Source organism: Pseudomonas sp. SDT291_1_S447 (assembly GCF_054070155.1).
The window spans coordinates 1-22,598 of the sequence record NZ_JBSVXS010000044.1 but is presented as its reverse complement, the minus strand read 5'-3'; the positions used below and the strand labels follow the sequence as shown (position 1 = coordinate 22,598).

Annotated in this window: 16 protein-coding genes; 13 read left to right on the top strand and 3 right to left on the bottom strand. The window is 60.1% G+C overall.

Annotated elements, in window-relative coordinates:
- Positions 1-18 precede the first annotated feature (18 nt).
- Together ACW9IR_RS15725 and ACW9IR_RS15720 are read left to right on the top strand one after the other, a co-directional pair.
- Positions 19-1,182, top strand: coding sequence for a gamma-butyrobetaine dioxygenase (locus ACW9IR_RS15725; RefSeq protein ID WP_110721294.1), 1,164 nt, complete (start codon positions 19-21; stop codon positions 1,180-1,182).
- A gap of 345 nt (positions 1,183-1,527) precedes the next feature.
- Entirely contained in the window at positions 1,528-1,791 is a 264-nt protein-coding gene (locus tag ACW9IR_RS15720; RefSeq protein ID WP_016983943.1) for a hypothetical protein, read from the top strand.
- 88 nt (positions 1,792-1,879) lie between these two features.
- On the opposite strand, the gene gbdR is transcribed toward ACW9IR_RS15720, so the two are convergent.
- Both gbdR and ACW9IR_RS15710 read right to left on the bottom strand, forming a co-directional pair.
- Complete coding sequence (gene gbdR / locus ACW9IR_RS15715; protein WP_007949927.1) at positions 1,880-2,983, bottom strand: choline metabolism transcriptional regulator GbdR; 1,104 nt, start codon at positions 2,981-2,983, stop codon at positions 1,880-1,882.
- Positions 2,984-3,521: 538 nt separating this feature from the next.
- Positions 3,522-4,898, bottom strand: a complete 1,377-nt coding sequence (locus tag ACW9IR_RS15710; protein WP_457464076.1) for an L-serine ammonia-lyase — start codon at positions 4,896-4,898, stop codon at positions 3,522-3,524.
- A gap of 437 nt (positions 4,899-5,335) precedes the next feature.
- Between ACW9IR_RS15710 and ACW9IR_RS15705 the strand changes: the two genes are divergently transcribed.
- The 3 genes from ACW9IR_RS15705 (at position 5,336) to choV (ending at position 8,367) form a co-directional block, all read left to right on the top strand.
- Entirely contained in the window at positions 5,336-6,280 is a 945-nt protein-coding gene (locus ACW9IR_RS15705; protein ID WP_064119194.1) for a choline ABC transporter substrate-binding protein, read from the top strand.
- Positions 6,281-6,346: 66 nt separating this feature from the next.
- The gene (gene choW, locus ACW9IR_RS15700) at positions 6,347-7,192 is read left to right on the top strand and encodes a choline ABC transporter permease subunit (protein WP_457464073.1); all 846 of its coding nucleotides are present in this window, start codon (positions 6,347-6,349) and stop codon (positions 7,190-7,192) included.
- Positions 7,189-8,367 carry a choline ABC transporter ATP-binding protein gene (gene choV, locus ACW9IR_RS15695; RefSeq protein ID WP_064119193.1) on the top strand — a complete coding sequence of 393 codons (1,179 nt, stop codon included), beginning with the start codon at positions 7,189-7,191 and terminating at the stop codon, positions 8,365-8,367. Before choW ends, choV begins: the two co-directional genes overlap by 4 nt.
- A gap of 286 nt (positions 8,368-8,653) precedes the next feature.
- Here the strand turns inward: choV and betT are convergent, their stop codons facing one another.
- Positions 8,654-10,651: a choline BCCT transporter BetT gene (betT, locus tag ACW9IR_RS15690; protein WP_008085768.1), complete on the bottom strand. Its 1,998-nt coding sequence runs from the start codon at positions 10,649-10,651 to the stop codon at positions 8,654-8,656.
- Between the two features lie 429 nt (positions 10,652-11,080).
- On the opposite strand from betT, the gene betI reads away from it, so the two are divergent.
- From betI to ACW9IR_RS15650, 8 genes are all read left to right on the top strand, one after another.
- Complete coding sequence (betI, locus tag ACW9IR_RS15685; RefSeq protein ID WP_007918292.1) at positions 11,081-11,674, top strand: transcriptional regulator BetI; 594 nt, start codon at positions 11,081-11,083, stop codon at positions 11,672-11,674.
- Positions 11,675-11,763: 89 nt separating this feature from the next.
- Positions 11,764-13,236, top strand: coding sequence for a betaine-aldehyde dehydrogenase (gene betB, locus ACW9IR_RS15680; protein ID WP_077574839.1), 1,473 nt, complete (start codon positions 11,764-11,766; stop codon positions 13,234-13,236).
- A 153-nt stretch (positions 13,237-13,389) separates the two neighbouring features.
- A complete protein-coding gene (betA, locus tag ACW9IR_RS15675) occupies positions 13,390-15,093 on the top strand; it encodes a choline dehydrogenase (RefSeq protein ID WP_038363117.1) in 1,704 nt (567 codons plus the stop codon).
- A gap of 281 nt (positions 15,094-15,374) precedes the next feature.
- A complete protein-coding gene (locus ACW9IR_RS15670; RefSeq protein ID WP_457464070.1) occupies positions 15,375-16,817 on the top strand; it encodes a TldD/PmbA family protein in 1,443 nt (480 codons plus the stop codon).
- Entirely contained in the window at positions 16,817-18,154 is a 1,338-nt protein-coding gene (locus ACW9IR_RS15665; protein ID WP_457464068.1) for a TldD/PmbA family protein, read from the top strand. Before ACW9IR_RS15670 ends, ACW9IR_RS15665 begins: the two co-directional genes overlap by 1 nt.
- 150 nt (positions 18,155-18,304) lie before the next feature.
- Complete coding sequence (gene mdtD, locus ACW9IR_RS15660; RefSeq protein ID WP_457464066.1) at positions 18,305-19,732, top strand: multidrug transporter subunit MdtD; 1,428 nt, start codon at positions 18,305-18,307, stop codon at positions 19,730-19,732.
- Positions 19,733-19,860: 128 nt separating this feature from the next.
- Positions 19,861-21,198 (top strand): ATP-dependent RNA helicase DbpA, encoded by a 1,338-nt coding sequence (gene dbpA, locus ACW9IR_RS15655; protein ID WP_238704423.1) that lies wholly within the window; start codon positions 19,861-19,863, stop codon positions 21,196-21,198.
- A gap of 142 nt (positions 21,199-21,340) precedes the next feature.
- On the top strand, positions 21,341-22,519 hold the full coding sequence (locus ACW9IR_RS15650) for an NAD(P)/FAD-dependent oxidoreductase (RefSeq protein ID WP_457464064.1): 1,179 nt from the start codon (positions 21,341-21,343) through the stop codon (positions 22,517-22,519).
- Positions 22,520-22,598: the final 79 nt, after the last annotated feature.

Here is a 22,598-nt window from a genome sequence, read left to right as displayed (position 1 = left end):
CGATCACAAGGAACCGCCATGAACACCGCTGCCGCTGTTGCCGACTTCCGTACTTATCCGTTGATCAGCGCGCTCGGTGGCGTGCAGACCTTGGCGGATCGCGTTGCCATTGAATGGGCTGACGGGCGCATCAGCCCGTTTCACCATGTCTGGTTGCGGGACAACTGCCCCTGTCCGCAGTGCGTCTACAACGTCACCCGCGAGCAGGTTTTCGAGAGCGTCGATGCCGCTGAGGACCTCAAGCCTGCCGCCGCCCATATCGATACCGACGGCTGCCTGCGCATTGACTGGCAGGACGGCCACCTCAGCCGATTCGATCCAGGCTGGTTGCGCGCCCATGCCTACGATGAGCAATCCCGCGCCGAACGCTTGGCCGCCAAACCCAAGCCTTATCTGTGGCGCAGCGATATGCAGTTGCCGGTGTTCGAATACGCGGCACTGATGAACGACAACGCCGCGCTGCTGCAATGGCTGATTGCGGTACGCGACATCGGCCTGACGCAAGTGCGCGGTGTGCCCACCGAGCCCGGTTCGCTGAAGCTCATCGCGCAACGCATTTCCTTTATCCGTGAGAGCAATTTCGGCGTGCTGTTCAACGTGCAATCCAAGGCCGACGCCGACAGCAATGCCTACACCGCTTTCAACCTGCCGTTGCACACCGATCTGCCGACCCGTGAGCTGCAACCGGGGCTGCAATTTCTGCATTGCCTGGTGAATGACGCCGAGGGCGGCGAAAGCATTTTTGTCGACGGTTTCGCGATTGCCGATGCGTTGCGCAGTGAAGACCCGGCGTCGTTTCAGGCGCTGTGTGAAATACCCGTGGAGTTTCGCAACAAGGATCGTCATAGCGACTATCGCTGTCTGGCGCCGATCATCGCTCTGGATGCTCTGGGACGCGTGGCGGAAATTCGCATGGCGAACTTTCTGCGCGGCGCGTTCGATACGTCAGTGGAGCAAATGCCACGGTTGTATCGGGCTTATCGACGCTTTATTGCGATGACCCGCGAGCCACGGTTTCGGCTGATGCAACGGCTCAACCCCGGTGAGTTGTGGTGCTTTGATAACCGCCGCACATTGCATGCGCGTAATGCGTTTGACCCGGCTACGGGAGGGCGGCATTTTCAGGGCTGCTATGTCGACCGGGATGAGTTGTTGTCGCGGATTCTCGTGTTGCAACGCTAGACCTTAAAAAGATCGCAGCCTTCGGCAGCTCCTACATTGGAATGCGTTCCCTGTAGGAGCTGCCGAAGGCTGCGATCTTTGCTTTTATAAGCAGGCAAAAAAAGCCCCGATGCAAGCCGTGACAGGATCGGGGCAGAGGCTACTGTTGAGGAGCTGCCGTGCGAGGGTGACCAAACCTTCGTGTTGCAAGCTGAGTTCAGTGTGCCCACTCCCTTGAGCGGCGAGTTAGCCGAAAACGACCTGTTCATAGCCGTCGCAGCCACTGCGACAAAACGCCCTTGCCGTGCCCCGGCGTGGCTACCAGAATCGAGCCACGACCTCCGTTACCGAAGAAGGATGCGCGTCATGATGTATGCCGATTTGATCGATCAGGAAGATTTGTTGGGCCAACTCAAGGCGTTGGGTATTCAAGTGCCCAGTGGCACGACCGCCGATCAGGCTTGCGAGTGCGCGGTGCGCGGTCTGGATAATGTTCGCGCGTTTGAACTGCGCAAGATGGTCAAGGACATGTACACCAGCGGCGCCAGTATCCAGCCGGCGGTGCGGCAGGCGATCGACAAACAATTACTGCCGGCATTGGCGGACTATCAGCAAAGCCATAGCGCCTGACAGCAGATCAAAAGATCGCAGCCTTCGGCAGCTCCTACATTGGAACGCATATCCCTGTAGGAGCTGCCGCAGGCTGCGATCTTTTGCCTTACAGCCTTACGCTGGCAAACGTCGACTCATTGCGCGCCTGACTCAACGCCGACATCGGCCCCGACAGCGGCGACATCACGATTGCCTGCGGCAGCGGCAGCATCGCCACTTGCTGGGTGGTGTTGGAGCCTACGCGCTCGTCACGCGGTGGAATGCCGAAGTACTCGCGGTAGCACTTGGAGAAGTGCGGCGTCGAGACGAAACCACACACCGACGCCACTTCGATGATCGACATCGGCGTTTGCTTGAGCAACTGCCGGGCGCGGATCAGGCGCAGCTTCAAGTAATAACGCGATGGCGAGCAATGCAGGTATTTCTGGAACAACCGCTCCAGCTGTCGACGCGACACAGCGACATACACCGCCAGTTCGTCCAGATCGATCGGCTCTTCCAGATTGGCTTCCATCAGCGCGACGATTTCCTGCAGTTTCGGCTGGTTGGTGCCAAGCATGTGCTTGAGTGGCACGCGCTGATGATCCTGCTCGTTGCGGATGCGTTCGTAGACAAACATCTCCGAGATCGCGGCAGACAGTTCACGACCGTGATCGCGGCTGATCAGGTGCAGCATCATGTCCAGCGGCGCGGTGCCGCCGGAGCTGGTGAAACGGTTACGGTCGAGGGTGAACAAGCGAGTGCTCATGGCCACGCGCGGGAAAGCTTCCTGCATCGCCGCCAGACATTCCCAGTGCACGCTGCAATCGAAACCGTCGAGCAGGCCGGCGCAGGCCAGCGCCCAACTGCCGGTGCACACGGCGCCGAGGCGCTTGGACTGACGCGCCTGGCTTTGCAGCCAGGAGACGTGTTCACGGGTAACGGTGCGTTGAATGCCGATACCGCCGCAGACAATCACGGTGTCCAGCGGTGGCGCTTTGTGCATGGAAGCGTCGGGAGTGATTTGCAGACCGTCACTGGCCCACACCTGGCCGCCATCGACGGTGAGGGTGCTCCAGCGATACAGCTCGCGACCGGACAATTGGTTGGCCATGCGTAGAGGTTCTACTGCGGAGGCCAGAGAAATCAGCGTGAAATTGTCCAGCAGCAGAAAGCCGATGGATTGAGGCGCACGGTTCTGGGGTTGGGCCCCGGAGTTGAACGACGTCATCGCGGTATCTCCTCACACAAAGCGGGTGATGGCCTCAGGCGGAGGCTCTTGTTATTGCCAGCGTTCTCGAGTGGGAGACGGGCTTTGTTATGACAGAGCAATTGCCATGCCTAAAATTGGATGGCCGTTCAATAACTCCTGAAAACGACGTCGCGACGTGTCTATACGAGACGTCCGACGAAAGGTATTTCGAAGTGCCATCAGCGACGGTGAAAGCCCTGCCCCGACGTCTGTGAGCAAATCGGTAGCACTTGTGGGAACTGGCCTGCGCGCAGTTTGTGGGGAGTGTCACCGCAGGCACGGGTGACGGACGGTAGCGGGTGCTGAATGCATGTAACAGGTGGGAAAGACTCTTATCTGTTTGCGACGCGCTAAAAGGTGGCGTGATTGATCGCGCGTGTTCACTTGATGAGCAATTTTGACTGGTCTGGTGTGGCGAGGGGGCTTGCCCCCGTTGAGGTGCGAAGCGGCCCTTAAATCTTACGACTGCTGCGCAGCCGAACGGGGGCAAGCCCCCTCGCCACAGGGCAACTCGGTATCAGCACTCCACCGCGCTGACCGCCAACCCACCGCGCGAAGTCTCTTTATATTTGTCATGCATGTCGGCACCCGTATCACGCATGGTGCGGATCACCCGGTCCAGCGAAATAAAGTGCTGACCATCGCCACGCAGCGCCATCTGCGCCGCGTTGATCGCCTTCACCGCCGCAATCGCGTTGCGCTCGATGCACGGCACTTGCACCAGGCCACCGACCGGATCGCAAGTCAGCCCAAGGTTATGCTCCAGGCCAATTTCCGCCGCGTTGCACAACTGCTCCGGCGTAGCGCCAAGAATCTCCGCCAGCCCCGCCGCTGCCATCGCGCAGGCCGAACCGACCTCGCCCTGACAGCCGACTTCGGCACCGGAGATGGAAGCATTCTTCTTGCACAGAATCCCCACCGCCGCCGCACCGAGGAAATAGTCGACCACGTTGGCGTCTGTCACCGCTTCACTGAACTTCATAAAGTAGTGCAACACCGCCGGGATGATCCCCGCCGCGCCATTGGTCGGCGCCGTGACCATGCGCCCGCCCGCCGCGTTCTCTTCATTAACCGCCAGGGCGAACAGGTTGACCCACTCCATCGCGCTGAGCGTCGAGCCAATCACATTGGGCTTGCCCAATTCCTGAAGACTGCGATGCAACTTCGCTGCACGCCGCCGTACATTCAAACCACCGGGCAGGATGCCTTCGTGTTTCAGCCCCTGTTCGACGCAATCCTGCATCGCCCGCCACAGTTTCATAAGGCCGGCGCGGATCTCTTCTTCACTGCGCCAGACCTTTTCGTTGGCCAGCATCAGTTCGGCGACGCGCAGGTTGTTCTTTTTACAAAGCTCCAGCAGCTCGACCGCGCTGGAAAAATCGTACGGCAGCTCAGTGCGATCCAGATCGACGACACCGCTGGACGCCTGCGCTTCATCCACGACAAAACCGCCACCCACCGAATAGTAGGTGTCGCGATGCAACTCGCCGTGCTCGCCCTCGGCAACAATCGTCATCGCATTGGGATGGAATGGCAGGTTTTCATCGATCAGACGCATGTCCCGTGCCCAGACAAACGGCACCGATAAACGACCGTCCAAAAGAAGGGTGTGCGTTTCGCGCAGCGCCTGAATGCGTGGGCCGATCTGCGCCGGGTCGATTGCGTCCGGCCATTCGCCCATCAGCCCCATGATCACCGCGTTGTCGCTGCCGTGACCAATGCCCGTGGCTGACAGCGAACCGAACAGCTGCACTTCGATTCGCCGCACCTGTTCCAGTTGATGCTGGCTCCTTAACGACTCGACGAACAACGCCGCCGCGCGCATCGGCCCGACGGTGTGGGAACTGGACGGGCCGATGCCGATTTTGAACAGGTCGAAAACGCTGATAGCCATTGCTGCAGAGCTCCTGAGGGTGCCGGTCCGGGACGCAAAAGCGCCCGCTGGCGGAGCTGCTACGCTCAAGCTGCGATCCGCCGGAATGCCCGCATCATCAGGCTTTTGTCGGAGCGCACGGCGTCTGACACCGACGCACTCATGTCCACCAGCGCCGCGCCGTTTTCGCCCCGGTTTTTCGCCGTTTTTATGCGGTTCAGATGGCCATCGGGGGCTGAAAAAAGCTGTAAACGACGTCACCGACACTAGATACGACCATCCCTGTACTGGATACGACCCCCCCTGTAGGCGTCAGATTTTCACTGGTACATGATCGTTGTGACTCGATTGCAAGGCGCCGTGGTAGAGCTGTCTCCAGAACGCCATCCAACCGCAACCTATAAGTGCGGTGGTCCACAGTCGGAACACTGCCAAAAAAAACACCAAGGAGTCCATCCATGAAAGGTTCCCCGTCGTTGTTGTTGGCCGCCATGCTGAGTCTGCCGTTACTGGCGCAAGCTGCAGAACCGGCGCAGTGCAGTACCGTTAACTTCTCCGATGTCGGCTGGACCGACATCACCGCCACCACCGCAACCACCTCCGTCGTCCTCAACGCCCTCGGTTACAAGACCAAGACCACCATGATCTCCGTGCCCGTGACCTACAAGTCGCTGGCCGACGGCAAGAACATGGACGTGTTCCTCGGCAACTGGATGCCGACCATGGAAAACGACATCAAGGCCTACCGCGACGCCGGCACCGTGGAAACCGTGCGCACCAACCTCAAGGGCGCCAAGTACACCCTCGCCGTGCCGCAAGCCCTGTATGACAAAGGTCTGCATGACTTCGCCGACATCGCCAAATTCAAGAAAGAGCTCGACGGCAAGATCTATGGCATCGAGCCTGGCAACGACGGTAACCGTCTGATCCAGAGCATGATCGACAAGGACGCCTTCGGCCTGAAGACCGCCGGTTTCAAAGTCGTCGAATCGTCGGAAGCGGGCATGCTCTCGCAGGTTGATCGCGCGCAAAAACGCGACACCGCGGTGGTCTTCCTCGGCTGGGCGCCGCACCCGATGAACAAGCGCTTCAAGATTCAATACCTGACCGGTGGCGACGATTTCTTCGGCCCCGATTTCGGTGCTGCAACCGTGGCGACCAACACCCGCAAGGGTTACGCCGCGGAGTGCAGCAACGTCGGTCAGTTGCTGAAGAACCTGGAGTTCACCGTCGACATGGAAAGCGAACTGATGGGCAACATCCTCGACGACAAGATGAAGCCTGACGCGGCCGCCAAGGCCTGGCTGAAAAAGAATCCACAAGTGCTCGATACCTGGCTCGCTGGCGTGACCACCATTGACGGTAAACCTGGCCTGGAGGCCGTGAAAGCCAAACTCCAGTAATCGCTTATGCCGAGGGAGCTTGCTCCCTCGGGCTGTTTATTTCCTTGCATGCGGACGTTCACTACCATGCTGATTGATCAGAAAATACCTTTAGGCCAGTACATCGCGGGCTTCGTTGAATGGTTGACGCAACACGGCGCCAACACCTTCGACGCAATCGCCGTGACCCTGGAAACGATGATCCACGGCGTGACGTTTGCGCTGACCTGGTTCAACCCACTGGTCTTGATTGGCCTGATTGCAATCATCGCCCATCTGATTCAACGCAAGTGGGGCCTGACCGCGTTTGTGGTCGCCTCCTTCCTGCTGATCCTCAATCTGGGGTACTGGCAGGAAACCATGGAAACCCTCGCCCAGGTCATGTTCGCGACCCTGGTCTGCGTGGTCATCGGCGTGCCGTTGGGCATCGTCGCCGCGCACAAACCGATGTTCTACACTTTAATGCGTCCGGTACTCGATCTGATGCAGACCGTACCGACCTTCGTTTACCTCATTCCTACCCTGACCCTCTTCGGGCTGGGTGTGGTGCCGGGCCTGATCTCCACGGTGGTGTTCGCCATCGCTGCGCCGATCCGCCTGACCTACCTGGGCATCCGCGATGTCCCGCAAGAACTGATGGACGCCGGCAAGGCCTTCGGCTGCTCGCGTCGCCAATTGCTCTCACGGATCGAACTGCCTCACGCCATGCCGAGCATCGCTGCCGGCATCACCCAGTGCATCATGCTGTCGTTGTCGATGGTGGTGATCGCGGCACTGGTAGGCGCCGACGGACTCGGCAAACCGGTGGTCAACGCACTGAACACTGCTGATATCGCCCTGGGCTTCGAAGCGGGCCTGGCGATCGTACTGCTGGCGATCATGCTCGACCGTATCTGCAAACAACCCGACGCCAAAGTAGGGGGTGACGCATGAGCATAATTCGCTTCGAAGACGTCGACGTAATCTTCTCCAAAGATCCGCGCGAGGCGCTCAAGCTGCTCGATCAGGGCATGACCCGCAACGAGATCCTGAAAAAGACCGGGCAGATTGTCGGCGTGGAAAAAGCCACGCTGGACATCAACAAAGGCGAGATCTGCGTGCTGATGGGCCTGTCCGGTTCCGGCAAGTCGAGCCTGCTGCGCTGTATCAATGGTCTCAACACCGTGAGCCGCGGCAAGCTGTTCGTCGAGCATGAAAACCGCCAGATCGACATCGCCTCCTGCACCCCCGCCGAGCTGAAAATGATGCGCACCAAACGCATCGCCATGGTGTTCCAGAAGTTCGCCCTGATGCCTTGGCTGACGGTGCGCGAGAACATCAGTTTCGGTCTGGAAATGCAGGGTCGCCCGGAGAAGGAACGCAAGAAGCTGGTCGACGAAAAACTCGAACTGGTTGGCCTGACCCAATGGCGCAACAAGAAGCCTGACGAACTCTCCGGCGGCATGCAGCAGCGTGTTGGCTTGGCCCGGGCGCTGGCGATGGACGCCGATATTCTGCTGATGGACGAACCGTTCTCGGCGCTCGACCCGCTGATTCGTCAGGGCTTGCAGGATGAACTGCTGGAACTGCAACGCAAGCTGAACAAGACCATTGTGTTCGTGAGTCACGACCTCGACGAGGCGCTCAAATTGGGTAGCCGCATCGCGATCATGAAGGATGGCCGGATCATCCAGTACAGCGTGCCGGAAGAAATCGTGCTGAACCCGGCGGACGACTATGTTCGTACCTTCGTCGCGCACACCAATCCGCTCAATGTGCTCTGCGGCCGCAGCCTGATGCGCACACTGGACAAATGCAAACGTATCAACGGTTCGGTGTGTCTCGATCCGGGCGGCGATTCGTGGCTGGACCTGGCCGAGGGCAACACCATCAAGGGTGCGCGGCAGAATGGTTCAGTGTTGAACCTGCAGAACTGGGCACCGGGGCAAGCGGTGGAGGGGCTGGAGCGCAAGCCGACGCTGGTGGATTCGAATATCGGCATGCGTGATGCGTTGCAGATTCGTTATCAGACCGGCAACAAGCTGGTGCTGCACGATGACAATCATGTGGTGGGGATCTTGGGTGACAGCGAGTTGTATCACGCGCTGTTGGGCAAGAACCTCGGTTAAGGCGGGATAAAAAAAGGGATCGCGGTGAGCGATCCCTTTTTTATTGGGTCAGGGAAAAAGCCCCTCACCCTAGCCCTCTCCCAGAGGGAGAGGGGACTGACCGAGTTGTATTTTCGAACTACGCCGACCTGAATGACCGAGTGGAACTCAGATTTGGAGAAGCTCGCAACCTGCTGCAGCCAATCCATAATCGACTCGATCTTTCAAGTCGGCGTATAGCGCAAGACACCTCGGTCAGCTCCCTCTCCCTCCGGGAGAGGGTTGGGGTGAGGGCAAGCTTTTGACTTTAGCTGTACACCCGGCCAAGGAGCTGCCGATGGCTTTCAAACTGATCGAGCACATCCCGAGTGATCTGATCCTGCGTGAAGCCCATCAGGTCGTAATCCTGGCTGCCGTTGTGCAGATACACTTCAGCGCGGTAGTAACGCTGGCGCGCTTCATCGGATTGAGCCGATTCGGTCGGAGTCGCCAGATAGCCGTCCAGGCTCACTTCGTAGACAAAAGGGTTGCCCTCTTCCATCTCGACGCGCACGCCCATGCAACGCTTGGATTTACCCAACAGCGTCTGCACTTCCAGCCCCTGCGCACGCATCTGCGCGGTGGCATCTTCCAGCGCCGGGCTGACTTGCTTGTCCATGAAACGCTGCACCACCGACTGGCTCGGTTGCAGATCCAGTTGCGTCAGACGCTCGCTGAAACCACGACGACCGCGCTCGGCCAGTTGCGCCTGCTCCTGTTCGATCTGCACGTCCTGGCGCATCGCCTTGTGCAAGCCGAACATGAAGAACACCAGCACCACCGAGAACGGCAGACCGGCCAGCACCACCATGGTTTGCATGGCTTCGAAGTTACCGGCGAACAGCAGACCGATGGTCACCAGGGTGATCACCACCGACCAGAAGATCCGCAGCCAGTGCGGCGCATCTTCATCGACGTTGCCGCCCTTGCAGGACAGATTCGCCATCATCACCGCGCCGGAGTCGGCCGGGGTCAGGAACAGCACGAAACCGACAAAGATCGACACACCGATAACGACTTTCGACGCCGGGTAATGTTCAAGCAATTGATAGATCGCCATCGACGGCTGTTCCAGCGCCGTTTTGCCGAGCTCCACCGCCCCATGGTTCATCACCAGGTCCAGCGCCGAGTTACCGAAGATCGACAGCCAGGCCAAGGTAAAGCCCAGTGGAATCAGCAGCACGCCAGCCACCAGTTCACGCACGGTACGACCACGGGAAATACGCGCGATGAACATGCCGACGAATGGCGCCCAGGAAATCCACCACGCCCAGTAGAACAGGGTCCAAAGGCCCATCCAGCGCTCGGACTTGGCGTTGTCGCCTTCGTACACATAAAGGTCGAAGGTTTTCAGCACGATGCCATTGAGGTAATCGCCGATGTTCTGCACGAAGCCGTTAAGCAAGTGCAGAGTCGGGCCAAACAGCAATACGAAAATCAGCAGACCGCTGAACAGCACGATGTTCAGGTTGGACAGACGGCGAATGCCGTTTTCCACGCCGGACACGGCAGCGATGGTCGCCACGGTGCTCATCACGATGATCACGATCAGCAGGTTGGTGTTGCTGTGTTCCATGCCGAACAGGTTTTCCAGGCCCGACGACACTTGCAGCGAACCGATCCCCAGGTTCGTCACCAGACCCAGCAGCGTTACGAACATGCCGAAGCCGTCCACCGCGTGACCGGCAGCGCCTTTGACCCAACGCTCGCCGACCAGCGGATACAGCGCCGAACGCAGTGCCAGTGGCTGGTTATGACGGTAAGCAAAGTACGCAACAGCCAAGCCGACCAGTGCGTAAATCGCCCAGCCGTGCAGGCCCCAGTGCAGGAAAGTCAGCTGTACTGCCTGACGCGCGGCCATGTTGCTGGCCGAGGCGCCTTCCGGCGGATTGAAGTAGTGATCCAGTGGCTCGGACGCGCCGAAGTACAGCAGCGAAATACCGATACCCGACGAGAACAGCATCCCCGCCCAGGCGCCGTAACTGAAATCCGGGGTGTCATCCTTGCTGCCCAGTTTGAGTTTGCCGTACGAGGAAAACGCCAGGCCCACCACAAACACCAGGTAGGCGGCGATCACCACCATGTAGTACCAGCCGAAGCTGCGCGACAACCAGGCCTGAGCGATACCCAACAGTCTGCCGGCCTCTTGCGGGGCGATAATCAGAATGGCGGTCAACAACAGAATCAGCGCGGTAGAGGTGTAAAACACCCAACCGTTGACCGTCACCTTCTCGGGCGGGGTCTTTATAAGCGAGGCAGAACTCATGGCACAAATGCTCCAGGCAGTGCGAGAGAAGAACACAAGGCAACACGGAACCCGACCAATCGGTTAGTTGGCAGCCGACCGGCGGGTGATATAAAGACACCCCGAAAAATGCCCGAACCTGCCGAAATGGCGCTGCGAATCGCTTTCGTGGCCGAAGGTGGACGGACGTTCATCCGAAACCTGGCCCTGAGCGTCTTGCCCTTTCAACACGTCCATCGAATCGCGAACCGCGCCATGCCCCACGCAGGTTTCGAGCTGTTTCGGATGTCGGTTTTATCGCCACTTACACGTAGGAAAAATCTGTAGGCAGCGACGATTTGTCGCAGATCTTATTCTTTGTTGATTGAACGTTCAATCAAAACAAAATAGACTGGCCGTCAATCCGATAGGCGTGATTCGCCGCTCGGAAGGCCTAAGGAGATGTGCAAGATGCCCAAGGTCGGTATGCAACCCATCCGCCGCCAACAACTGATCGAAGCCACTTTGCAGGCGGTCGATCAGGTCGGAATGGGGGACGCCAGCATTGCGCTGATCGCCCGTTTGGCCGGTGTCTCGAATGGCATCATCAGTCATTACTTTCAGGACAAGAACGGCCTGATTGCCGCCACGATGCGGTATCTGATGACAGCCCTCAGCGAGAGCGTCACCGCGCGCCGTCAGGCGCTGGCAGATGACAGCCCACGGGCGCATCTGCAGGTGATCATCGAAGGCAACTTCGACGCCAGCCAAGTCAATGGCCCGGCAATGAAAACCTGGCTGGCCTTCTGGGCCACCAGCATGCACCAGCCGTCTTTGCACAGGTTGCAGCGGATCAACGATCACCGTCTGTATTCCAACCTGTGCTGCCAGTTCCGCCGTGTGCTGTCGCTCGAAGATGCGCGCAGCGCAGCGCGGGGGCTGGCAGCGTTGATTGACGGCTTGTGGTTGCGCGGCGCGCTGTCGGGAGACGCTTTCGACACGGCGCAGGCGCAACAGATCGCTTACGAATACATGGATTTCCAATTGGCCAAGAAGGTGAGCTAGAGCACACAGAAAACGCTCGGCCCCTGAACCGCCACCGCAGCCTCACCGCGGTGGTCAACGCCAACCACCAATGCACTTGCGAGGACACTATGGCCCGTTTCGAACTGCAAAAACTTTACATCGATGGCGCGTACTCCGACGCCGGCAGCGATGCCACCTTCGAAGCCATCAACCCGGCTAACGGTGAAGTCCTCGCACTGGTGCAACGTGCGACCAAGGAAGACGTCGAGCGCGCCGTGGTCAGCGCCGAAAAGGGCCAGAAAATCTGGGCCGCGATGACCGCCATGGAGCGTTCGCGCATCCTGCGTCGCGCCGTCGACATCCTGCGCGAGCGCAACGATGAGCTGGCCGCGCTGGAAACCCTGGACACCGGCAAATCCTTCTCCGAAACCAAGTACGTCGACATCGTTACCGGCGCTGACGTGCTGGAATACTACGCAGGCCTGGTGCCGGCGATCGAAGGCGAGCAGATCCCGCTGCGTGACACTTCGTTCGTCTACACCCGTCGCGAGCCGCTGGGCGTTGTCGCCGGTATCGGCGCGTGGAACTACCCGATCCAGATCGCCCTGTGGAAATCCGCACCAGCCCTGGCGGCCGGTAACGCGATGATCTTCAAGCCCAGCGAAGTGACCTCGCTGACCACCCTGAAACTGGCCGAGATCTACACCGAAGCCGGCGTACCCAATGGCGTGTTCAACGTACTGACCGGCAGCGGCCGTGAAGTCGGCACCTGGCTGACCGAACACCCGCGTATCGAAAAAATCTCCTTCACCGGCGGCACCGACACCGGCAAGAAGGTGATGGCCAGCGCTTCGGCTTCGTCGCTGAAAGACGTGACCATGGAACTGGGCGGCAAGTCCCCGCTGATCATCTGCGACGACGCCGATCTCGATCGCGCTGCCGACACCGCGATGATGGCCAACTTCTACAGCTCCGGTCAGGTCTGCACCAACGGCACTCGCGTGTTTGTACCGGCGCACCTGAAAGCCGCTTTCGAAGCCAAGATCGTTGAACGCGTTGCGCGTATCCGCGTTGGCAACCCGGAAGACGAAAACACCAACTTCGGCCCACTGGTCAGCTTCGCGCACATGGAAAGCGTGCTGGGCTACATCGCCAAGGGTAAAGAGCAAGGCGCCCGCGTACTGTGCGGCGGCGATCGTTTGACCGACGGCGAATTCGCCAAAGGCGCATTCGTGGCGCCGACCGTGTTCACCGACTGCACTGACGACATGACCATCGTTCGTGAGGAAATCTTTGGCCCAGTGATGGCGATCCTCTCCTACGAGACCGAAGAAGAAGTGATCCGCCGCGCCAACGACACCGACTTCGGTCTGGCCGCCGGTATCGTCACCAAAGACCTGAACCGCGCACACCGCGTGATTCATCAACTGGAAGCCGGTATCTGCTGGATCAACGCCTGGGGCGAGTCCGACGCAAAAATGCCGGTTGGCGGTTACAAGCAGTCGGGTGTTGGTCGTGAAAACGGCATCAGCTCGCTGAACAACTTCACCCGCATCAAATCGGTACAGGTCGAGCTGGGCGATTACGTCTCGGTGTTCTAAGACCCGAGTCCTGTATTGCTCGTGAGGCCGTCTTCGCGAGCAGGCTCGCTCCCACAGGAGATCCCATTCCAATGTGGGGGCGAACCTCTTCGCGAATCGAGTGCAAAGCACTCGTCAGGCCCGACCTGACCACATCTAAAGAGGGTGCATTCAATGTCCCAAGAATTCGATTACATCATCATCGGTGCCGGCTCGGCCGGTAACACCTTGGCGACCCGTCTGACTGAAGACGCTGGCGTCACCGTTCTGCTGCTCGAAGCAGGCGGCCCTGACTACCGTTTCGACTTCCGCACGCAAATGCCGGCTGCCCTGGCATTCCCGCTGCAAGGTCGTCGCTACAACTGGGCGTACGAAACCGATCCAGAGCCACACATGGACGGTCGCCGGATGGAATGCGGTCGCGGCAAAGGCCTCGGCGGTTCTTCGCTGATCAACGGCATGTGCTACATCCGCGGCAACGCGATGGACTACGACGGCTGGGCGAAACTGCCGGGGCTGGAAAACTGGTCGTACCTCGACTGCCTGCCGTACTTCCGCAAAGCCGAAACCCGCGACATCGGCCCGAACGATTACCACGGTGGCGAAGGCCCGGTCAGCGTGACCACGCCGAAGGCGGGCAACAACCCGCTGTTCCACGCCATGGTTGAAGCCGGCGTGCAGGCCGGCTACCCGCGCACCGAAGACTTGAACGGTTACCAGCAGGAAGGCTTCGGCCCGATGGACCGCACCGTCACGCCGAACGGCCGTCGTGCATCCACCGCCCGTGGCTACCTCGACACCGCTAAAAAGCGTTCGACCCTGACCATCGTCACCCACGCCCTGACCGACAAGATTCTGTTCGAAGGCAAGCGTGCGGTTGGCGTGCGTTATCTGGTCGGCGACGCCGAAGAGCGCGTTGAAGCCAAAGCGCGCAAAGAAGTCCTGCTGTGCTCCGGCGCCATCGCTTCGCCGCAGATTCTGCAACGTTCCGGTGTCGGCCCTGCCGAACTGCTGAAGTCGCTCGACATCCCGGTCGTTCACGACCTGCCGGGCGTCGGTGAAAACCTGCAGGATCACCTTGAGCTGTACCTGCAATACGCGTGCACTCAGCCAGTTTCGCTGTACCCGTCGCTGCTCTGGTACAACCAGCCAGCCATCGGTGCGGAATGGCTGTTCAACGGCACCGGCATCGGCGCCAGCAACCAGTTCGAAGCCGGCGGTTTCATCCGTTCGCGTCCGGAATTCGAATGGCCGAACATTCAGTACCACTTCCTGCCGGTAGCGATTAACTACAACGGCAGCAACGGTGTGAAAGAGCACGGTTTCCAGGCGCACATGGGTTCCATGCGTTCGCCAAGCCGTGGTCGCATCCAGGCCAAGTCGAAAGACCCGCGCCAGCACCCGAGCATCCTGTTCAACTACATGGCCACCGAGCAAGACTGGCAGGAATTCCGCGACGGCATCCGCCTGACCCGTGAAATCATGCAGCAGCCTGCGCTGGACGCTTTCCGTGGCCGCGAAATCAGCCCGGGCATCGAAGTGCAAACCGATGAGCAGTTGGACAAGTTCATCCGTGAGCACGCCGAAACTGCGTTCCACCCGTCCTGCTCGTGCAAGATGGGCACCGACGAGATGGCTGTAGTAGATGGCGAAGGTCGCGTGCACGGCATGCAGAGCCTGCGTGTGGTCGATGCCTCGATCATGCCGATCATCACCACCGGCAACCTCAACGCGCCGACGATCATGATCGCCGAGAAAATCGCCGACAAGATCCGTGGCCGCCAGCCGCTGCCGCGTAGCACCGCTGCTTACTATGTAGCGGGCGATGCGCCGGTGAAGGGCAAGCCGATGCGTGATATCACCCCGGCTGCTCAGTAAGACTTGGTACCGCATCAAGGCTGATCGCGAGCAGGCTCACTCCTACAAGGATCTCCAGTGAACACAAACTCTGTGGACACTGGAGATTAACTGTAGGAGTGAGCCTGCTCGCGAAGGGGCCCTCACATTCAGCACAAATTCCCTCGCTGCACAGTAAATCCCCCTACACCCCCTCTTCACTTGATCCTACCCCCACGCAGGCCTACTCTAGACCTCGCGCAACCGTTTCACCCCCTCCCCGCCGCTGCTCTACCGCTTCCCCCTGACAAGGAGGTTCCCGAATGTTCGATTTCCACCCCCAGCTCAAGCAGCGCTTCGCTGCCTTGCGCACGGGCGCTGAGTTCTTTTCCCTGCGGTATGTACGCGAGTCCGGGCAGTACCTGTCGGTGCGTAAAAACGTCGCCGAACCGCCGAGCCTGAGCCGTGACGAAGGAGCGATGCTTACCGTGCGCGTCAATGGCGTTGAGGCCTACGCGGCGACCAATGACTTGTCGCAACAAGGTCTGCAAGCCGCCCTCGAACGCGCCGAGCGGCAAGCGCGCCGGCTCAAGCCGCACGCACTGCTAGACCTGCGCGATCAGCCAGTGTCCAGCGATCGCGCTGATTACTTTTCGCCCAATCTCGAACAACCCTTCCCGTCCCTGAGCGAATGCTTTGAGCTGCTCGGCGCGGAATCCGCCTCGGTGCCAAAGGATGAGCGCCTGGTGAATTGGCAGGTGAGCATTGGCATTACCCACGTCGAACAGATCTACCTGAGCAGCGCCGGGGCCGAATTGCGCCAGGCCCAGCGCTTCGTCTACCCGGGCCTCGACGTCACCGCTTACGACGGCAATGACAGCCAGACCCGCAGCCTCGGGCGCGAGAACTTCGGCCAACAGGGCGGCGCGGACGTGATCAGCCGCTGCGGTCTGATCGGCGCCGGCCCGCAAGTCGCCGATCAGGCCTTGCAACTGCTGCTCGCGCCGAACACCCCGCAAGGCCCGCGCGATCTGCTGTTGATGCCGGATCAAATGATGCTGCAGATCCACGAATCCATCGGCCACCCGCTGGAACTCGACCGCATCCTCGGCGACGAGCGCAATTACGCCGGCACCAGTTTCGTCAAGACCAGCGACTTCGGCAGCCTGCAATACGGCTCGAAACTACTCAACGTGACCTTCGATCCGGGCATTCCCGAAGAACTGGCCAGCTATGGCCACGATGACGACGGCAGCAAGGCCAGCAAACAATTCCTGATTCGCGATGGCCTGTTGTTGCGTCCGCTGGGCGGTGCGCTGTCGCAGTTCCGCGCCGGTCTCGACGGCGTTGCCAACAGTCGCGCCTGTGGCTGGAACCGGCCGCCGATCGACCGCATGGCCAACCTCAACATCGAGCCGGGCGATCAGCCGCTGAACAAGCTGATCGAAGGCATCGAGCACGGAATTCTGATGAGCACCAACCGCTCGTGGTCGATCGACGATGCGCGCAACAAATTCCAGTTCGGCTGTGAATGGGGCCAGTTGATCGAAAACGGTGAACTCAAAGGCGTGGTGAAAAACCCGAACTACCGGGCGATTTCCGCGCACTTCTGGAAAAGCCTGCGCGCCGTCGGCGACGCCAACACCGTCAAGGTGCTGGGCACGCCGAACTGCGGCAAGGGCGAACCGAACCAGGTGATCCGCGTCGGCCACGCTTCGCCGGCCTGCGTATTCAGCAACGTTGATGTGTTTGGGGGAGACGCCTGATGAGCATTTCGAAGAGTCAGTCCGACGCCTTCAAGGTCATGGTCGAGTGGCTGCGCGACAGCGTGCGCGAGCCGGAACAGTTCACCCTCAGCTTTGCCGCCGAATCCTCGGCGTTCGTGCGTTTCAATCACGCCAAGGTGCGTCAGGCCGGGCAAGTGCAGCAGGCCAATATCGTCCTGAAGCTGATTAACGATGGTCGCCACGCCGACCTGCAAGTCACCCTGTCCGGTGATCAGGAAGGCGATCTGCAACGGCTTGCCGAAGGCCTGCAACAACTGCGCGAAACCCTGCCGTTGCTGCCGCAGGATCCGTATCTGTTGCTCAACCACAACGGCTGGCAGAGCCAGAACGTGCAGGAACATCCGCTACCGGACACTGAACAGGTTGTCGATGAAATCTGTGCTGCCGCTGAGGGTCTGGACCTGGTGGGCTTCTATGCCGCCGGCCCGATCAGCCGGGGTTTCGCCAGTTCAGCGGGGGCGTTTGGCTGGCATCAGGCCAACAGCTTCAACTTCGATTTCAGCCTGTTCCACGACAACGGCGAAGCGGTGAAAGCCAGCTACGCCGGGCATGACTGGAGCAGTGAAGGTTTTGCCAAGCGCTTTGCTCAGGCGCGCGAGCAACTGGAATTTCTCGGTCGTCCGCTGCGCACCTTGGCACCGGGGCAATACCGCGCGTATCTGGCGCCAGCGGCGCTGGAAGAAATCATGGGCATGCTGAGCTGGGGCGGTTTCTCGGCGCAGTCGATTGCCAGCAAAAGCAGCCCGTTGCAGAAGCTGTATGTCGGCGATCAGGCGTTCAGTCCGCTGGTGTCGCTGGACGAGAAAGTCAGCGAATCGTTGAGCCCGGCGTTTTCCGGCGAAGGTTATCCACGCAGTGATTTGCGTCTGATCGTCGAAGGCAAGGCTGGCGATCAACTGGTCGGCTCACGCAGTGCCGCTGAATACGGTCTGGCCGCCAACGGCGCCGGTGGCGGTGAAATGCCAAGTGCGTTGAACATGGCGGCAGGTGATCTGTCGCAAGCAGAGATCCTCAAGCAATTGGGCACCGGGTTGTACATCAGCAACCTGTGGTACCTGAACTACTCGGATCAACCGGCCGCGCGAATGACCGGCATGACCCGCTTCGCGACCTTCTGGGTCGAGAACGGCGAGATTCAGGCGCCGGTGAGCACCATGCGCTTTGACGATAGCGCTTACAGCCTGCTCGGTTCGCAGCTGGAAGCGTTGACCGCCGAGCGCGAGTTGCTGCTGTCGGCGAGTACGTACAGCCAGCGCAATACCTCGTCGGCGTTGCTGCCGGGGGCGTTGGTCAGCCGTTTAACCCTGACCCTGTAAACGCAACACCTGTGGGAGCGAGCTTGCTCGCGAAGAGGCCATGTCATTCAACATTGATGGCACTGACCTACCGCTTTCGCGAGCAAGCTCGCTCCCACACTGACCGTGCTCGACCTTGGATATGCATTAACTCCAACGACAAGAGGTTCCATGCCCAACCGCCCGCCTCTCGACGCCATCACTGCCCGCTGGTTGCCGTGGGTCGTCGCCATCGCTTTCTTCATGCAGTCCCTCGACGGGACCATCCTCAACACCGCCCTGCCGGCCATGGCTCGCGATCTGGCCGAAGATCCGTTGCGCATGCAAGGCGTGATCATCGCCTACATGCTCACCGTGGCCCTGCTGATCCCGGCTTCGGGCTGGATCGCCGATCGTTTCGGCACCAAGAAAATCTTCTTCGGCGCGATTCTGCTGTTCAGTTTCGGCTCACTGCTCTGTGCGCTATCGAGCAGCCTGAGCATGCTGATCGGCGCCCGGGTCATTCAGGGCCTGGGTGGTGCGCTGATGCTGCCGGTCGGGCGACTGGTGGTGCTGCGCGCTTACCCACGATCCGAGCTGGTGCGGATCATGGGTTTCATCACCATCCCCGGCCTGCTCGGCCCGCTGATCGGCCCGACCATGGGCGGCTGGATGGTCGAATACCTGACGTGGCACTGGATCTTCCTGATCAACCTGCCGGTCGGCGTCATCGGTTGCTACGCGGTGTGGAAGTTCATTCCCGACCTGCGCGGCACTGAGCGCACACGCTTCGATAGCCTGGGTTTCCTGCTGTTTGGTGCGGCGATGATTTTGATCACCATCGCGATGGAAGGCCTCGGCGAACTGCACCTGCCGCACCTGCGCGTGATGTTGCTGCTGTTCGGCGGCATGGCTTGTCTGGCGGCGTACTGGTTGCGCGCCGGGCACATTGAAAACCCGCTGTTCGCACCGTCGCTGTTCAAGACCCGCACGTTTGCCGTCGGTATTCTCGGCAACCTGTTCGCCCGTTTGGGCAGTGGTGCTCTGCCGTTTCTGGTGCCGTTGTTGTTGCAAGTGGCGCTGGGCTATTCGCCGTCGCAAGCGGGGATGAGCATGCTGCCGCTGGCGGCGGCGGCGATGTTTGCCAAATGGATGGCGCGACCGCTTATCGAGCGCCTCGGCTATCGAATCGTGCTGACCGGCAACACCCTGGCGCTGGGGATCATGCTGGCGAGCATGGGCCTGGTCAGCGAGCAGACGCCGTACTGGTTGCTGCTGTGCCTGCTGGCAGTGCTAGGCGCGATCAACTCGCTACAGTTCACTGCGATGAACACCGTGACGTTGATTGATCTCGACGATGCCAGCGCCAGCAGTGGCAACAGTTTGCTCTCGGTGGTGGCGCAGTTGTCGTTGAGTCTTGGCGTTGCCTGCGCCGGTGCGTTGCTCGGCGGGTTCACCGCGGAGGTTGGTAACGATGGCGTCGAGACCGTGCTCGGTGCGTTCCAACTGACCTTCGTCACCGTCGGCATCATGGCGATGCTGGCCGCGACGATCTTCTCGCAACTGTCGAAAGAAGACGGCCGCCGCGCGAAACGTCCGGAAGAACACATCGAACATTAACCACTGTTCGTCCAGAACTTTCGAAGAAAGTGGCACGGGGCTGCTACACTGCGCGACATTTTGTTTTGCAGGCCAGTCCCGTGACCACCATCGCCACCGCTTTTAATACTCTGCCGCTGTCCGCCGCCATGCTGGCTAACCTCGAATCCCTCGGTTATGCCCAGATGACGCCGATCCAGGCGCAGAGCTTGCCGGTGATCCTCAAGGGGATGGACCTGATCGCCCAGGCCAAGACCGGCAGCGGCAAGACCGCTGCGTTCGGCATCGGCCTGCTCAATCCGATCAACCCGCGCTACTTCGGTTGCCAAGCGCTGGTGATCTGCCCGACGCGTGAGCTGGCCGACCAGGTCGCCAAGGAAATTCGTCGTCTGGCCCGTGCCGAAGACAACATCAAGGTCCTGACCCTGTGCGGCGGCGTGTCGTTCGGCCCGCAGATCGCTTCGCTGGAACACGGCGCGCACATCATCGTCGGCACCCCGGGCCGCATCCAGCAGCACCTGCGCAAGGGTTCACTGGTCCTCGATGGCCTGAACACGCTGATCCTCGACGAAGCCGACCGCATGCTCGACATGGGTTTCTACGACGCCATCGAAGACATCATCATCAAGACCCCGGAGCGTCGTCAGACCCTGCTGTTCTCCGCGACTTACCCGGTGGGCATCAAGCAACTGGCGTCGAAATTCATGCGCGATCCGCAAACGGTGAAAGCCGAAGCGTTCCACGATGACACGCAGATCGAGCAGCGTTTCTACGAGATCTCCCCGGAAGACCGCATGAGCGCAGTGACCAAAGTCCTGCACCACTTCCGTCCAGCGTCCTGCGTGGCGTTCTGCTTCACCAAGCAGCAAGTGCAGGAAACCGTCGATCACCTGACCGCCAAAGGCATTTCCGCCGTCGGCCTGCACGGCGATCTGGAACAGCGTGACCGCGATCAGGTGCTGGCGATGTTCGCCAACCGCAGTACCTCGGTACTGGTCGCCACCGACGTCGCCGCCCGTGGTCTGGACATCGATGCACTGGACATGGTGATCAACGTCGAACTGGCGCGCGATTCGGAAATCCATATTCACCGCGTCGGCCGTACCGGTCGTGCTGGCGAGAAAGGCATCGCCATCAGCCTGGTTGCTCCGGGTGAAGCGCACCGTGCGCAAGCCATCGAACAGCTGCAGAAATCGCCGCTGAACTGGGATCAGGTCGATAACCTCAAATCCCAGGGCCTCGCCCCGCTGCAGCCGCCGATGACCACGCTGTGCATCGGTGCCGGTCGTAAAGACAAAGTGCGTCCGGGCGACATTCTCGGTGCATTGACTGGCGACGCCGGCATTCCGGGTGCGCAGGTTGGCAAGATCGCGATTTTCGACTTCCAGGCTTATGTAGCCGTGGACCGCACCGTGGCCATGCAGGCCTTGCAGCGTCTGAACGACGGCAAGATCAAGGGCCGTTCGCTGCGCGTACGTATCCTTTAAGAACAACGTAACTCCCCTGTAGGAGTGAGCCTGCTCGCGATAGCTATCTGTCAGCCAACCTCTATGTTGAATGACACACCGCCATCGCGAGCAGGCTCACTCCTACAGTTCGTTTTGTGGTGACATTTCTGAGGACACCGTTTTGCGCTCTACCGAAGTCGTGATCATTGGCGCTGGCGCCGCTGGGTTGATGTGTGCACTGACCGCCGCCGGGCGTGGGCGTCAGGTGCTGCTGCTTGACCACGCGAACAAGGCCGGCAAGAAAATCCTGATGTCGGGCGGTGGCCGCTGCAATTTCACCAACATGTACACCGAGCCGAGCAATTTCCTCTCGCAGAACCCGCATTTCTGCAAATCCGCACTGGCGCGCTACACCCAATGGGATTTCATCGGCATGGTCGGCAAACACGCCGTGCCGTACCACGAGAAAAAACTCGGCCAGTTGTTCTGCGATAACAAGTCCAGCGACATCCTCGAAATGCTCCTGACCGAGTGCGATCAGGCCGGTGTCGAACTGCACCTCGACACGTCGATCCAGACTATCGAGAAGGTCGAAAGCGGTTACTTGCTCGACACCACCCTCGGTCAGGTTCAATGCCAGTCGCTGGTGATCGCAACGGGCGGCTTGTCGATCCCGACGCTGGGCGCCACCGGGTTCGGTTATCAGGTCGCCAAGCAGTTCGGCCACGAGCTGCTGCCGACTCGCGCCGGTCTGGTGCCGTTCACCATCACCGATCAACTCAAGGAACTCTGCACCGAGCTGTCCGGGACCTCAGTGGATTGTCTGGTCAGCTGCAACGATCAGAGCTTTCGCGAGAACATCCTGTTCACTCACCGTGGCCTCAGCGGCCCGGCGATTTTGCAGATTTCTTCGTTCTGGGAATCCGGCGACACGGTGGAGATCAACCTGCTGCCGGATCACGACGCCGCGAGCTGGTTGCAGCAGCAACTGGCCGAGCGCCCGAACAGCGAATTGAAAACCCTGCTGGGTGAGATCTTCACCAAGAAGATGGCCAATCTGCTGGCGGACAACTGGTTTGCGTCCAAGCCGATGAAGCAGTACACCCACGCGGAACTGGCGGAAATTGCCGAGAAGCTGGGCAACTGGAAAGTCGTGCCGGCGGGGACTGAAGGTTATCGCACCGCCGAAGTGACCCTCGGCGGCGTTGATACCCGTGAAGTGTCGTCCAAGACCATGGAATCGCTGAAAAGCCCCGGCCTGTACTTCATCGGTGAAGTGCTCGATGTCACCGGCCACTTGGGCGGTTTCAACTTCCAGTGGGCCTGGGCCTCGGGCTACGCTGCCGCGCAGTACGCCTGACTCAGAGCCAAATACAAAACCCTGTAGGAGTGAGCCTGCTCGCGATAGCGGTGAATCAGTCGATGAATTCATTGGCTGA